This window comes from Sulfitobacter sp. 1A13679 (assembly GCF_043557115.1).
In the GTDB taxonomy this organism is placed as follows: Bacteria; Pseudomonadota; Alphaproteobacteria; order Rhodobacterales; family Rhodobacteraceae; genus Sulfitobacter; species Sulfitobacter faviae.
Genome location: NZ_JBIFFO010000009.1, coordinates 27,051 through 40,153, shown reverse-complemented (window position 1 = coordinate 40,153; position 13,103 = coordinate 27,051). Strand labels below are relative to the sequence as shown.

At 62.3% G+C, this 13,103-nt stretch carries 11 protein-coding genes; 10 read left to right on the top strand and 1 reads right to left on the bottom strand.

All coding sequences use genetic code 11. The features are described 5' to 3' along the window. The first annotated feature begins 23 nt into the window (after nucleotides 1-23). The 6 genes from ACGYLA_RS08865 to ACGYLA_RS08840 all read left to right on the top strand — a co-directional run bounded on the left by ACGYLA_RS08865 (nucleotide 24) and on the right by ACGYLA_RS08840 (nucleotide 7,644). The gene (locus ACGYLA_RS08865; protein WP_067266946.1) at nucleotides 24-1,634 is read left to right on the top strand and encodes an ABC transporter substrate-binding protein; all 1,611 of its coding nucleotides are present in this window, start codon (nucleotides 24-26) and stop codon (nucleotides 1,632-1,634) included. A gap of 112 nt (nucleotides 1,635-1,746) precedes the next feature. Then, complete coding sequence (locus ACGYLA_RS08860) at nucleotides 1,747-2,688, top strand: ABC transporter permease (protein ID WP_067266948.1); 942 nt, start codon at nucleotides 1,747-1,749, stop codon at nucleotides 2,686-2,688. A 1-nt stretch (nucleotide 2,689) separates the two neighbouring features. Continuing rightward, nucleotides 2,690-3,577, top strand: coding sequence for an ABC transporter permease (locus tag ACGYLA_RS08855; RefSeq protein WP_067266950.1), 888 nt, complete (start codon nucleotides 2,690-2,692; stop codon nucleotides 3,575-3,577). A gap of 3 nt (nucleotides 3,578-3,580) precedes the next feature. Further along, nucleotides 3,581-5,266 carry an ABC transporter ATP-binding protein gene (locus ACGYLA_RS08850; protein WP_394431943.1) on the top strand — a complete coding sequence of 562 codons (1,686 nt, stop codon included), beginning with the start codon at nucleotides 3,581-3,583 and terminating at the stop codon, nucleotides 5,264-5,266. Continuing rightward, nucleotides 5,263-6,435 carry a M20 aminoacylase family protein gene (locus ACGYLA_RS08845; protein ID WP_394431941.1) on the top strand — a complete coding sequence of 391 codons (1,173 nt, stop codon included), beginning with the start codon at nucleotides 5,263-5,265 and terminating at the stop codon, nucleotides 6,433-6,435. The genes ACGYLA_RS08850 and ACGYLA_RS08845 overlap by 4 nt, the downstream gene beginning before the upstream one ends. 69 nt (nucleotides 6,436-6,504) lie before the next feature. Then, the gene (locus tag ACGYLA_RS08840; protein ID WP_394431939.1) at nucleotides 6,505-7,644 is read left to right on the top strand and encodes a M20/M25/M40 family metallo-hydrolase; all 1,140 of its coding nucleotides are present in this window, start codon (nucleotides 6,505-6,507) and stop codon (nucleotides 7,642-7,644) included. 24 nt (nucleotides 7,645-7,668) lie between these two features. Here ACGYLA_RS08840 and ACGYLA_RS08835 read toward each other — a convergent pair whose 3' ends face one another. Further along, nucleotides 7,669-8,562 (bottom strand): AraC family transcriptional regulator N-terminal domain-containing protein, encoded by an 894-nt coding sequence (locus ACGYLA_RS08835; RefSeq protein WP_394431937.1) that lies wholly within the window; start codon nucleotides 8,560-8,562, stop codon nucleotides 7,669-7,671. A 154-nt stretch (nucleotides 8,563-8,716) separates the two neighbouring features. Here ACGYLA_RS08835 and ACGYLA_RS08830 point away from each other — a divergent pair, with 154 nt between their 5' ends. The 4 genes from ACGYLA_RS08830 (at nucleotide 8,717) to ACGYLA_RS08815 (ending at nucleotide 13,100) form a co-directional block, all read left to right on the top strand. Beyond that, nucleotides 8,717-9,664: an SDR family oxidoreductase gene (locus ACGYLA_RS08830; protein ID WP_394431935.1), complete on the top strand. Its 948-nt coding sequence runs from the start codon at nucleotides 8,717-8,719 to the stop codon at nucleotides 9,662-9,664. A 230-nt stretch (nucleotides 9,665-9,894) separates the two neighbouring features. Further along, the gene (locus tag ACGYLA_RS08825; RefSeq protein WP_067266961.1) at nucleotides 9,895-11,025 is read left to right on the top strand and encodes a TRAP transporter substrate-binding protein; all 1,131 of its coding nucleotides are present in this window, start codon (nucleotides 9,895-9,897) and stop codon (nucleotides 11,023-11,025) included. Between the two features lie 75 nt (nucleotides 11,026-11,100). Continuing rightward, entirely contained in the window at nucleotides 11,101-11,685 is a 585-nt protein-coding gene (locus ACGYLA_RS08820) for a TRAP transporter small permease subunit (RefSeq protein ID WP_067266971.1), read from the top strand. Further along, entirely contained in the window at nucleotides 11,682-13,100 is a 1,419-nt protein-coding gene (locus ACGYLA_RS08815) for a TRAP transporter large permease subunit (RefSeq protein WP_394431933.1), read from the top strand. Before ACGYLA_RS08820 ends, ACGYLA_RS08815 begins: the two co-directional genes overlap by 4 nt. Nucleotides 13,101-13,103: the final 3 nt, after the last annotated feature.

Sequence of the window (13,103 nt, the reverse complement as noted above, 5' to 3'; positions counted from 1 at the left end):
ATCACTCAACAAGGGAAAACCACATGATACCTCTACGATCGGCACTGAAACAGTCGCGCGGACTCGCCGCCGCCTTTGCCGCGACCACGGCGCTTTTGGCACCCGGCTCTCTGGCGGCGCAGGATGGCGAAACGACCATCACCGCGGTCATGCACTCGGGCCTGCGGGTTCTCGATCCGGTCATCACCACCGCGCATATCACCCGCAACCACGGTTATATGGTCTATGACGTGCTGACCGCCGTGGACGAAAACTTTGAGCCGCAGCCCCAGATGGCCAGCTGGGACGTCTCGGATGACGGGCTCGTCTATACCTTCACCCTGCGCGATGGGCTGATGTTCCATGACGGCGCGCCGGTGACTGGCGAAGATGTCGTGGCCTCGCTCAAACGCTGGGGCAAGCGTGACGGCGGCGGGCAGTTGATCTTTGACGTGACCGAGAGCCTTGAGGCCAGCGACGAAAAGACCGTCGTCTGGACCCTGACCGAGCCTTTCGGCCCGCTTTTGTCGGTGATCTCCAAACAATCGGCCGTACCGCCCTTCATCATGCCCAAGCGGGTGGCCGAAACCTCGGCGGATGAGACGATCACGGAATATATCGGCTCCGGCCCCTTCGTCTTTAACCAAGATGAATACGAGCCCGGCGTGAACGTCACCTATGAGAAGTTCGACGACTACGTCCCGCGTGACGAGGAAGCCTCGTGGATGGCGGGTGGCAAGGTGGTCAATGTCGACCGTGTGGTCTGGACCACGATGCCCGACGCGCTCACTGCGATCAACGCGCTTTCGGCGGGGGAGATTGACTATCTCGAACAGGTGCAGATCGACCTGCTGCCGATCCTCGACGCCAGCCCCGAGGTCACGGTCGAGACCCGCGATGACCTTGGCTATGTCACCATCGGTCGGCCCAACCACCTGCACCCGCCCTTTGACAACAAGCTGGTCCGTCAGGCGGCGATGGCGGCGCTGGACCAAGAATCCATGCTGCAAACGATGCAGGGCGACCCGGCCTATTACAACGTCTGCGGCGCGATCTTTGGCTGTTCGACCCCTCTGGGCGACGAAGCGGATGCTGAGATCGTGACCGGCGGCGCGGATCCGGAAAAGGCCAAGGCCCTGCTTGAAGAGGCGGGCTATGATGGCACGCCCATCGTGCTGATGGCGCCGACGGATGTGATCAGCCTGATCAACCAGCCGGTGGTGGCCGCCCAAGCCCTGCGCGAGGCGGGTTTCGAAGTCGACATGCAGTCGATGGACTGGCAATCGGTCGTGCAGCGCCGCGCCCAGCAAAGCCCGGTGTCTGAGGGCGGCTGGAACATGTTCTTCACCAACTGGATGGTGCCCGAGATTTCGGACCCGTTGACCAACGTGATGGTCAGTGGCCGTGGCGACGAGGCGTGGTTCGGATGGCCCGATGACCCCAAGGTCGAAGAGCTGCGCGCGAAGTTCATGAAGGCCGAAGGGCCCGAGGCGCAAAAGGAAGTGGCCGTCGAGATCCAGAAACACGTCATGGATAACGTCAACTACATCATGATGGGTGAATATCTGATCCCGCAGGCGCGTCGCAACACGATCCAGAACATGCTGCCATCGCCCGTGCCGGTGTTTTGGAACATGACCAAAGAGGCGGAGTAATCCAGCCTCTCGGAGAGCGCGGCCGCCGCGCTCTCCACCGTCATCTCTGCCCGCAGGCAGCGCCCCCGCTTCCGGGCCTGCCTTCTTTCCGCCGAAAGGGACCTTCCGGAAAATGCTCGTCTATATCCTGAAGCGCGTCTTGGCCACGATCCCGGTCATGCTGATCGTCGCCATCTTCGTCTTCCTCCTGCTGCGTCTCACCCCTGGTGATCCGGCAGCCATTCTCGCCGGCGATGCCGCCACCCCTGCACAGCTTGAACGGATCCGTGACCGTCTGGGTCTGAACGATCCGCTGCTGACACAGTTCTTCACATGGATCGGGCAATTGCTGCGCGGCGATCTGGGCGTCTCGCTTTTGTCGAACACCTCTGTGGCGGGCATGTTGGGCGACCGGCTGGGGCCGACCATCAACATCGCGCTGATGACCATCACCATCTCTGTCCTGCTGGCGGTGCCGATGGGCGTGATCGCCGCATGGCGTCACCGCACTTGGGTCGACTTTCTGGTGATGTCCTTCTCGGTGCTGGGCTTTTCGGTGCCGGTCTTCGTGATCGGCTATATCCTGATCCAAATCTTCGCGATCGAACTGCGTTGGGTGCCGGTGCAGGGCTACAAGGCGCCCTCGGAGGGCATCGGGCCGTTCTTCTCGCGCGCCATTCTGCCCTCGCTCACGCTGGCCACCATCTATGTGGCGCTTATCGCGCGGATGACGCGGGCCTCCATGCTTGAAGTGCTGGGCGAAGATTACATCCGCACCGCGCGGGCCAAGGGCGTGCGCGAGAATGTCGTGCTCTTCCGCCATGCGCTGCGCAATGCCGCCGTGCCGATCCTGACCATCATCGGCACCGGTTTCGCGCTGCTGATCTCGGGCGTGGTGGTCACGGAAAGCGTCTTTAACATCCCCGGCATCGGGCGGCTTACGGTCGATGCGATCCTCGCGCGCGACTACCCCGTCATTCAGGCGATGATCCTGCTGACGGCGGGCATCTACGTCTTCGTGAACCTCTTGGTTGACGTCTCCTATTCATTCTTCGACCCAAGGATCCGGTACTGACATGATCGAGCAACCCCAATCCCGTCACAGCGCCTTTCAGGTGCTGACCGGACTGCTTTCCCTGCCTGCGGGCGCAAGGGTCGGTATCGGCCCGCTGCTGGCGGCGCTTATCCTCCTGGCCATCGTGCTGGCGTCGATCTTGGCGCCGCTCTACGTGCCCTATGATCCGCTGGCGATGAACTCTGCCGCGCGGCTCAAGCCGCCTTCCGAAGAGTATCTTCTGGGCACCGACCCCTATGGCCGCGACACCTTCTCGCGGGTGATGACCGGCGGGCGGGTGTCGCTGCTGATCGGGGTCGGGGCGGCTTTGGTCAGCGTCGCCATCGGCTTGGCCATCGGCCTTGTCGCTGGTTTCTTTCGGGTGGCGGATGGCATCATCATGCGGATCATGGACAGCCTGATGGCGATCCCCGCGATCCTGCTGGCGATTGCGCTGGTGGCGCTGAACGGGCCATCGCTCGGCTCGGTCATCATCGCCATTACGGTGCCAGAGGTGCCCCGCGTGGTGCGGCTGGTGCGTTCGGTCGTGCTCTCGGCACGGGAGGAACCCTATGTCGAGGCCGCCATCGCGCTCGGCTCGTCGATGCCCAAGATCCTGATCCAGCACCTGATGCCCAACACCATGGCACCGCTGATCGTCCAAGGCACTTATATCTGCGCCTCGGCGATCCTGATCGAGGCGATCCTGAGCTTCCTCGGCGCGGGCGTCAGCACCGAAATCCCCACTTGGGGCAACATCATGGCCGAGGGGCGGACCTATTTCCAAATCAAGCCGGGGCTGATCTTTTGGCCGGGGCTGCTGCTGTCGCTTTGCATCCTGTCGATCAACCTTTTGGGCGACACCGCGCGCGATCTGCTCGACCCGCGCATGAAGAAACGGGAGGGCTGAGAGATGCAGTTCAAGACCAAAGACTTCTCCGACGCGCGTGAGGTGCTCAAAGTGCGTGATCTGCGCATCGGGCTTGCCGGGCGGCCACAGGCCAAGCCGGTGATCGACGGGATCGACCTTACCATCCGCGCGGGCGAGACGCATTGCTTGGTGGGTGAATCTGGCTCAGGCAAATCCGTAACCTCGCTCGCGGCTATGGGACTGCTCCCGAAATCGGCGCTGGAGGTGCAAAGCGGCAGCATCACGCTGGATGATTTCGAGATCACCAGCGCCAGCCATGCGCAAATGCGCCAGCTGCGCGCGCGGCGGATCGCGATGATCTTCCAAGAGCCGATGACCGCGCTGAACCCGGTGCTGCGGGTGGGCGAGCAGATCATGGAAGTGCTTAACATGCACAGCGATCTGAGCCAATCCGAGGCCAAGAAACGCACGCTCGACATGATGGATCAGGTGCATCTGCCGGATGTGAATCGCATCTTTAGCGCCTTCCCGCACCAGCTTTCCGGCGGGCAGCGCCAGCGCATCATGATCGCCATGGCGCTGATCCTCGACCCCGATCTGCTGATCGCGGATGAGCCGACGACGGCGCTGGACGTGACCACGCAGTTGCAGATCCTCAAGCTCATCGCCGAGATGCAGGAGCGCCACGGCACCGCCGTGCTTTTCATCACCCATGACATGGGCGTGGTGGCCGAGATCGCGGATACCGTGACGGTGATGCAGCAGGGCAAGATCGTCGAACGCGCGCCGATTGAAAAGCTGCTGACCAAGCCGGAGAAGGAATATACCCGCACTCTGCTGACCGCCGTGCCCAACCTCACCCCGCGGCCCGCAAGGGCGGCGGCTTCGCAAAGCGAAGTGGTGCGTGTGGCCGGGCTCGACATGACCTATGGCGGCGGCGGTTTCCTGCGCCGCAGCGAGGGCGTGAAAGCCGCGCAGGATGTCAGCTTTACCATCAAACCGGGGCGGACGCTGGGCATCGTGGGGGAGTCCGGTTCGGGCAAATCCACCGTGGCGCGGGCCATCATGCGGCTGATCGACCCGACAGCGGGGAGCGTGAGTGTCGCGGGGACCGAGATCGCCAAACTCTCGCGCCGTCAGCTGCGCGATCACCGCAAACATCTGCAAATCGTGTTCCAAGACCCTTACCGTTCGCTCAACCCGCGTTGGACCGTGGCGCGCAGCCTTTGCGAAGGGCCGATCAACTTCGGCACCCCGCGCGAAGAGGCGATGCGCCATGCCGCTGAGCTGATGGAACTGGTGGACCTGCCGCGCGATGCGCTTGACCGCTATCCGCATCAATTCTCGGGCGGGCAACGCCAGCGTATCGCCATTGCGCGTGCGGTGGCGATGAAGCCTGATCTGCTGGTCGCGGATGAGGCTGTCTCGGCCCTTGATGTGAGCGTGCAGGCGCAGGTGCTCGATCTTTTGGATGACATTCAGGAGAAGTTCGGCGTCGCCATGCTCTTCATCACCCATGATCTGCGCGTCGCCGCGCAGATTTGTGACGAGGTCTTGGTCATGCAACGCGGGCAGGTCGTGGAATACGGCCCCGCGGGCGATGTGCTGGCCAACCCGCATCACGACTACACACGCAACCTGATCGAAGCGGCACCGGGCCGCCATTGGGATTTTGCCAACTATCGCGCGCTCGGCAGCGCCACCATGACGACAGGAGCCACCGCATGACCGTCCTTCCCAAGATCGAAGCCTTCGCCGCCGATCTCACCGCCATCCGTCAAGACATCCACGCCCATCCCGAACTGGGGTTCGAAGAGGTCCGCACGGCGGGCATCGTGGCCGAAAAGCTGCGCGCCTATGGCGTGGACGAGGTGCACGAAGGGCTGGGCGGCACGGGTGTTGTCGGCATCATCAAGGGCGCGGGCGGCGGCAACCGCCGTGTGGGGCTGCGCGCAGATATGGACGCCCTGCCGATTGTGGAGGATTCCGGCGTGCCCTATGCCTCGACCAACCCCGGGCGGATGCATGCCTGCGGCCATGACGGCCACACCACCATGCTCTTGGGGGCCGCGCGCTATCTGGCGGAAACGCGGGATTTCGACGGCACCGTGGTGCTGATCTTTCAACCCGCAGAGGAAGGTTTGGGCGGCGCGCGCCGGATGCTGGAAGAGGGGCTTTTTGAGAAATTCCCCTGTGACGAGATCTACGGCATGCACAACGATCCGAATTCAGAGCCGGGCGTGGTCAATGTCACCCCCGGTGCGGCCATGGCGGGCGCGGCGTTCTTTGACATCACCGTCAAAGGCACCGGCAGCCACGCCGCGATGCCGCATCAGTCGCGCGATCCCATCGTCATCGGCACGGCGCTGGTGCAGCAGTTGCAGTCCGTCGTCAGCCGCAACACGCCGCCGACCAAGCCGATCGTGCTCTCGGTGACCAAGTTCAACGCGGGCTCGGCCTATAACGTGGTGCCGGATACCGCCAGCATTGCGGGCACGATCCGTTATTTCCATGAGGATGTGATCGAAATGGCCGAGGCCCGGATGCGCGAACTCTGCGCCGGTATGGCCAGCGCCTATGGGATCGAGATCGAAGTCGACATCCGTAACGTCTTTGACGTGTTGATGAACGACCCCGAACTGACCACCGCCTATGTCGAAGCGGCGGCCAGCGTGGTGGGCGGCGAGAACGCCCATGTCTCGACCGAACAGGCCAGCGGGTCGGAGGATTTCGCCGATATGCTGAAAGTGGTGCCGGGCGCCTATTGCCGGGTGGGCCACGCGGGTAGCGTGCCTTTGCACAACCCCGGCTTCGTGCTGGACGACGCCATTTTGCCTGTCGGTGCCTCGATCTATGCGCGGATTGTCGAGACGCGCCTGCCAAAGGTCGGCGGCTAGGCCCTTGCGCCATTCTTTTAATTTAAGCCAACCGCCCGCTGTCGCGCGGCGGAGGAAAGGATATTGAACATGACCAACCCGCTCGATCTGCCTTTTGATACCGAAGAGATGCTCACCGGGCTGCGCCCATGGATCGAAACTGAAAGCCCCACATTCGACGGGGCGGCAGTGAACCGGATGATGGATGTGGCGCAGCACGATCTGGCGGTCTTGGGTGCGCGGACAGAGCGTATTCCAAGCCCGATGGGGCTGGGCGACAGCCTCCGCGCGGAGATGCCTCATCCCCGCGCGGGCGAGGGGGGCATTCTGCTTTTGGGTCATATGGACACGGTTCACCCCCTCGGCACTTTGGCGAGCCTGCCTTACAAACGCGAAGGCGATATCTGCTACGGCCCCGGTCTGATGGACATGAAGGGCGGCAATTACGTCTACCTCGATGCGCTGCGCAAGCTACAGGCCGCCGGGGTCGAGACGCCGCTGCCCGTGACGGTGCTTTTCACCCCGGATGAGGAAATCGGCACCCCCGCCACTCGTCGCCTGATCGAAGAAGAGGCGAAGCGCCATAAATACATCCTCGTCCCCGAACCCGCCCGCCCCGACGGCGGCGCGGTGATCGGGCGCTACGCCATCGCGCGGTTCAACCTCCAGACCCGGGGCCGCCCTAGCCACGCGGGCTGGGCGCTCTCCGAAGGCCGCTCGGCCATCGCGGAGATGGCAAAGGCCGTGGGCACGATCGAAGGCATGACCACCGAGGATTGCACCTTCTCGCTTGGGGTCTTTCACGCGGGCCAATGGGTCAACTGCGTCTCCTCGGTCTGCGATGCCGAAGTGCTCACCATGGCGAAAACGCAAGAGCAGCTCGACGCGGGCGTGGAAAAGATGATGGCGCTGAACTCGGACGAAGGCGACGTGATCATGGAAATCCGCCGCGGCGTCACCCGCCCAGTTTGGGAACCCGACCAGCCCGGCACGATGGCGATGCTGAAGCTCGCGCAGGAGATTGGGGGCGAACTGGGGATCGAGATCACCGGAAGCTCTGCCGGGGGCGGATCGGACGGTAATTTCACCGGCTTTCTTGGCCTGCCGACGCTGGATTCCATCGGCGTGCGCGGCAAGGGTCTGCATACGTTGCAGGAGCATATCTATGTCAACAGTCTCACCGAACGTGCGAAACTGGCGGCGGGGTTGTTCTGTCGGCTGACGGCTTGAGAGGGGGAGGGGCGGAGACCCCCTCTAAACCACCCCCGCTGCTAGCTGCTGCGCGTCGCTCCATTCGCGGGGGGATTGGCCGTACATGCGTTTGAACTCTCGGCTGAATTGCGAGGCGCTGACATAGCCCACTGCCATTGCCGCTTCGCTGACCGTGGCGCCGCCTGCGATCTTTATGGCGGCATTGTTCAGGCGCATGGATTTGACGAATTGTATCGGCGACATCGTCGTTACCTGTTTGAACTTGCGGTGAAATACCGCGCGGCTCATGCCCGCGCGTTGGGCCATCGCGTCGATGGAGATGGGCGCGTCGAGATGGGCCGCGACATGCGAGATGGCCCGCGCCACGGCATTGCCCGCCCCGAAGGCCCGCCGCGCGAAGAGCCCTGCCTCTCCTTTCAAGATGGCGTAGTAAAGTTCGCGCAGGCGCGCTTCGGCCAGCACGGCGCGATCGGTTTCGCTCTCGCTCAGTTGGAGCAGGCGCAGCAGGGCGTCGGAGAAGGCCCCGTCCCATGCCGCGATTTTAATTCCCTCGGCGCGCAGGTCGGCGGGGGCAGGGGGCAGCAGGCTCCCCGCGCTTTCCATTTCAAGCGAAAGCTCCGCCATAAGTCGCGCGTCCAGAGCGATGTAGACGCCGAATAGCGGGGTCTGGGGCGAGGCGCTTGGCGTGCCCGCTTTGACCGGCATCGACATGGGGCAGCACATATAGCGGCTGTCGTCATAGACATAGCGCTGACCGTCGAGCACCGCCTCTTTCGCGCCGCTGACGATGGCGATGACAGAGGGTTCATAGACCGCAGGCGCGCAGGGGATCGCGCTGGTCGCCCGGAAATACTGCACGCCCTTGATGCCGGTTTCGGTCAGCCCGTCGGTATGGCTGTGCCGTTCGATGATATGGCGGATTTGGTCTTTGCTCATGCGTGCAGACTAGGGCCGCATGAGTGTTTAATGCAATGGCTGTGAGAGGATCAGGCAAGTAATCGCGACGATTCGGTCTATTTCCGTAGGGGGATGAGATTTATCTGCAGGGTCAACGGGGCGCGATGCCTCAGTAAAGCTAAGGAACGAGACCATGACAGATAAGACTTTCGGCGCGCACGGCTGGACCCCTGAGCGGATTGACGGGATAGAGGGGAAGACCTTCGTGATCACCGGGGCCAATGCGGGGGCCGGATTTCAGGCGGCGCGGACCTTGCTGCGCAAAGGTGCCGCGGTGGTGATGCTGAACCGCAGCGCGGAACGGTCGGCGGAGGCGGTGGCCAAGCTGAAAGACGAATTTGGCGCGGCGGCGCGGGTGCGTTTCGTGCAGATGGACCTTGCCGATTTGCCGTCGGTGCGCCGCGCGGCGGCAGAGGTTCTGCGCGACATTCCCCGCATTGATGCGCTGATCTGCAACGCCGCCATCGCGCAGGTGCCAAACCGCCAGTTGACCAAGGCGGGCCACGAAAGCCAGCTCGGCACCAATCACTACGGCCACTTCCTGCTCTGCGGCTTGCTCTTCGACCGGATCGACGAAAGCAATGGGCGGATCGTGGTGGTGGCCAGCCTCGGCTACAAGATGGGCCTGCGCACTATCCAGTTCGACGACATGAACTGGGACAAGAATTACCGCGCCAACCCGGCCTATAGCCAAAGCAAGTTGGCGCAGATGATGTTTGCCTATGAGTTGCAGGACCGCGTCGCGCGGGCGGGGAGGAACGTGGCGGTCTATGTCTGTCACCCCGGTGCCTCGGCCACCTCTTTGATCCGCACCAGCGGCGGGCTGATGACCCGGTTCACTTGGTGGCTGATGTCGAAATTGCCGATCGTTCAAACGGCGGAGCGTGGTGCCTATCCCGAGGTCATGTGCGCCACCGAGGACGGGCTGGAGCAGCGCGCGCTTTACGGCCCCACAGGCCGGATGGAGATGGTCGGCCCGGTCGGGCGCGGCAGGTTGGAGCCCTATGCCTATGACAAAGAGACGATGGTCAGGCTCTGGGAGCGGTCCGAGGCGGAAACAGGCTTTCGATGGGCGGTTTGAGGGGCGGGGCCTGTCTCCGCCCTGCTCAGAACGCGCGATATCCGCGGGCCATCAGTATCGAAGGAGAGTGTCGATTTTTGAAGCATTTGCACAATAAAGTTGCACTTGAAGAGTCCCTTGCGGACAATTCTTGCCAAATGAGATCATTTGGTTAGTCTCTGATCTCGGGTCGCCCGACCAATAGCGTATTTCGAGTAAGCAAAGGGGCGGCCACTCTGGGAGGAGGAAACATGACTGAGACTAAAAAGTTCAATCGACGTTCGTTCCTGACGAAGTCCGCACTTGCTGGGGGGGCGGCGACGGGGAGCATGCTGGCCGCACCGGCGGTGCTGGCCCAAGCGCCGATCGTCATCAAGATGCAGACGTCGTGGAACGACGCGAACATCTGGCAAGACTTTGCCCGCGATTATGCGACGCGGGTCGAGGAGATGTCGGGCGGGCGTCTGAAGGTCGATGTGCTGCCCGCGGGCGCGGTCGTCGCGGCGTTTCAGGTGCTTGATGCGGTGAACGACGGTCTGATCGACGCGGCGCATTCGGTGCCCGTCTATTGGTACGGCAAGAACAAGGCCGCATCGCTCTTTGGCACCGGCCCGGTTTTCGGCGGCTCTGCCACCACGATGCTGTCGTGGTTCTATCAAGGCGGCGGTCAGGAACTCTATAACGAGCTGACGCAGGACATCATGGGCCTCGACGTTGTGGGCTACATGGGCTTCCCGATGTTCGCTCAGCCCTTCGGCTGGTTCAAGAATGAGGTCAATACCGTCGACGACCTGCAAGGCTTTAAATACCGCACCGTGGGTCTGGCGGCCGATCTGATGGCCAAGCTGGGCATGTCGGTGGCACAATTGCCGGGCGGTGAGATCGTGCCCGCGATGGAGCGTGGCGTGATCGACGCCTTTGAGTTCAACAACCCCTCGTCGGACAAAGACTTCGGCGCGCAGGACGTGGCTAAGAACTACTACCTGTCGTCCTATCACCAAGCCTCCGAGAGCTTTGAGTTCCTGTTCTCCAAGATGTTCCTCGAAGACCTTGACCCCGACCTTCAGGCGATCTTGAAATACGCGGTTGAGGCGGCCTCGACCGCGAACACGGCCAAGGCGATGGACCGCTATTCGGCGGACCTTCAGTTCCTGCAAAACGAGGCTGGGGTGACCGTGCGGCGCACGTCCAAGGAAATCTTGGATGCGCAGCTCAAAGCATGGGATGAACTGATCCCCGAGCTGGAATCCGATCCCTTCATGAAAAAGACCCTCGACAGCCAGCGCGAATGGGTCGACCGCGTGGCCTATTACGAGTTGATGAACTCGCCGGATTACGGGCTTGCTTATGAGCATTACTTCCCCGGCAAGATCAAACTCTGATCCCGCAAACCCATAACATCACCGCGAACTCCGGCGCATGGCGTGCCGGGGTTCGTGCGAGATACCGAGGGCATCATGATATCTTTCATTCGGTTCGCCGATAACCTTTCCGCATGGTTCGGCAAGGCTTTTGCGTGGCTCATTTTGCTGATGTCCATCGGCACGGGCTACGAAGTTTTTGTGCGCTATGTGCTGAACAATCCCACGGCTTGGGCGCTGGACGTGTCCTTCATCATGTATGGCACGCTCTTTATGATGGGCGGGGCCTATACGCTGTCGCGGGGCGGCCATGTGCGGGGGGATTTCCTCTATCGGCTGTTCCAGCCGCGCACCCAAGGCATGATCGACCTCGTGCTCTATATCATCTTCTTTTTCCCCGGCGTCACCGCGCTGATCCTCGCAGGTTGGAAATATGCCGCCCGCTCGTGGCAATACGGCGAAGTGTCGGTCAACAGCCCGGCGGGCGTGCCGATCTATCAATTCAAGGCGATCATCGTGGCGGCGGGGATACTGCTGTTCATCCAAGGCATCGCGCAGGTCTGCCGCTGTCTCATCGCCATACGTTCCAACTACTGGCTCGAAGCCGAGGAAGACGTCTTTGAGACCGAAGACCTCATGATGCGCGAAGCCAACAAGGCCGAAAAGGGCCATCTCACATGACCGATCCGCAAATCGCCCTGATGATGCTTGGGCTGTTCATCGTCTTTGTTTTCTTGGGCTTTCCGATTGCTTTCACGCTGATGGCCATGGGCATCGGCTTTGGCTACTACGCCTATTTCGACGCGCGCCGCATGTGGCGCAGTTTCGACCGGCTGGACGAGGGGGCCAGCCGATGGGAGCAATGGTCGACCTGGCTCGACGGGTTCTTCAACAACCGAATATTCGACCTTTTCGTGAACCAGACCTTCACGGTGATGTCGAACGAAGTGCTCACGGCGGTGCCGCTGTTCCTCTTCATGGGCTATATCGTGGAGCGGTCGAATATCGTTGACCGGCTGTTCACTACGCTCAACATCGCCTCCAAGAACATCCCCGGCTCCATGGGCGTGGCCGCGCTGATCACCTGCGCGCTGTTCGCCACCGCCACGGGCATCGTCGGCGCGGTGGTGACGCTGATGGGCCTGCTGGCCCTGCCCGCGATGCTGAAGGCGCGCTACAACCCGTCCTTTGCCGCCGGCATCATCTGCGCGGGGGGCACGCTGGGCATCCTGATCCCGCCCTCGATCATGCTGATCGTCTATGCGGCGGCGACCAATGTCTCCATCGTGCGGCTTTATGCGGCCGCGCTGCTGCCGGGGCTGACGCTGGTGGGGCTTTACCTGATCTACATCATCGGACGGTCGCTGCTTCAACCTTCATCGGCCCCGCGCCCCACGGCAGATGAGGTGCCAGACATGCCGATGGGCAAGCTGTTGCTGATGATCGCCACCTCCTTCCTGCCGCTGGCCTTCCTCATTTTCGCGGTGCTGGGCTCGATCCTCTTCGGCCTCGCCACCCCGACAGAGGCGGCCTCGATCGGCGCGCTTGGCGGCATCTTCCTTGCCTTCATTTACCGTGCGATGACATGGCAGCGGATGCGCGAGAGCGTCTACCTCACGGTGCGCACCACGGCGATGGTCTGCTGGCTTTTCGTCGGCTCCTACACCTTCTCGGCGGTGTTCTCCTACCTCGGCGGGGAGCATGTGATCTCGGAGTTCGTGCAGTCGCTGAACCTGTCGCCGATCATGTTCCTGATCCTCGCGCAGCTCATCATCTTCCTGCTGGGCTGGCCGCTGGAATGGTCCGAGATCATCATCATCTTCGTGCCGATCTTCTTGCCACTGCTGGCCGTCTTTGAGATCGACCCGCTGTTCTTCGGCATCCTCGTAGCGCTGAACTTGCAGACCTCGTTCCTGACGCCACCGATGGCGATGTCGGCCTATTACCTCAAGGGGATCGCCCCGCCCGAGTTGCGGCTGACGCAGATCTTCGCGGGCGTCATGCCCTTCCTGTTCTGCGTGATCCTGTCGATGATCCTGATGTATGTCTTCCCGCAGATCGTCTTCTACCTGCCGGAGGTGTTCTATGGGCGCTGAGCC

Excerpts from the sequence above, each read along its gene's own strand:
- ACGYLA_RS08865 (WP_067266946.1), top strand. The coding sequence starts at position 24 with ATGATACCTCTACGATCGGCACTGAAACAGTCGCGCGGACTCGCCGCC.
- ACGYLA_RS08860 (WP_067266948.1), top strand. The coding sequence starts at position 1,747 with ATGCTCGTCTATATCCTGAAGCGCGTCTTGGCCACGATCCCGGTCATG.
- ACGYLA_RS08855 (WP_067266950.1), top strand. The coding sequence starts at position 2,690 with ATGATCGAGCAACCCCAATCCCGTCACAGCGCCTTTCAGGTGCTGACC.
- ACGYLA_RS08850 (WP_394431943.1), top strand. The coding sequence starts at position 3,581 with ATGCAGTTCAAGACCAAAGACTTCTCCGACGCGCGTGAGGTGCTCAAA.
- ACGYLA_RS08845 (WP_394431941.1), top strand. The coding sequence starts at position 5,263 with ATGACCGTCCTTCCCAAGATCGAAGCCTTCGCCGCCGATCTCACCGCC.
- ACGYLA_RS08840 (WP_394431939.1), top strand. The coding sequence starts at position 6,505 with ATGACCAACCCGCTCGATCTGCCTTTTGATACCGAAGAGATGCTCACC.
- ACGYLA_RS08835 (WP_394431937.1), bottom strand. The coding sequence starts at position 8,562 with ATGAGCAAAGACCAAATCCGCCATATCATCGAACGGCACAGCCATACC.
- ACGYLA_RS08830 (WP_394431935.1), top strand. The coding sequence starts at position 8,717 with ATGACAGATAAGACTTTCGGCGCGCACGGCTGGACCCCTGAGCGGATT.
- ACGYLA_RS08825 (WP_067266961.1), top strand. The coding sequence starts at position 9,895 with ATGACTGAGACTAAAAAGTTCAATCGACGTTCGTTCCTGACGAAGTCC.
- ACGYLA_RS08820 (WP_067266971.1), top strand. The coding sequence starts at position 11,101 with ATGATATCTTTCATTCGGTTCGCCGATAACCTTTCCGCATGGTTCGGC.
- ACGYLA_RS08815 (WP_394431933.1), top strand. The coding sequence starts at position 11,682 with ATGACCGATCCGCAAATCGCCCTGATGATGCTTGGGCTGTTCATCGTC.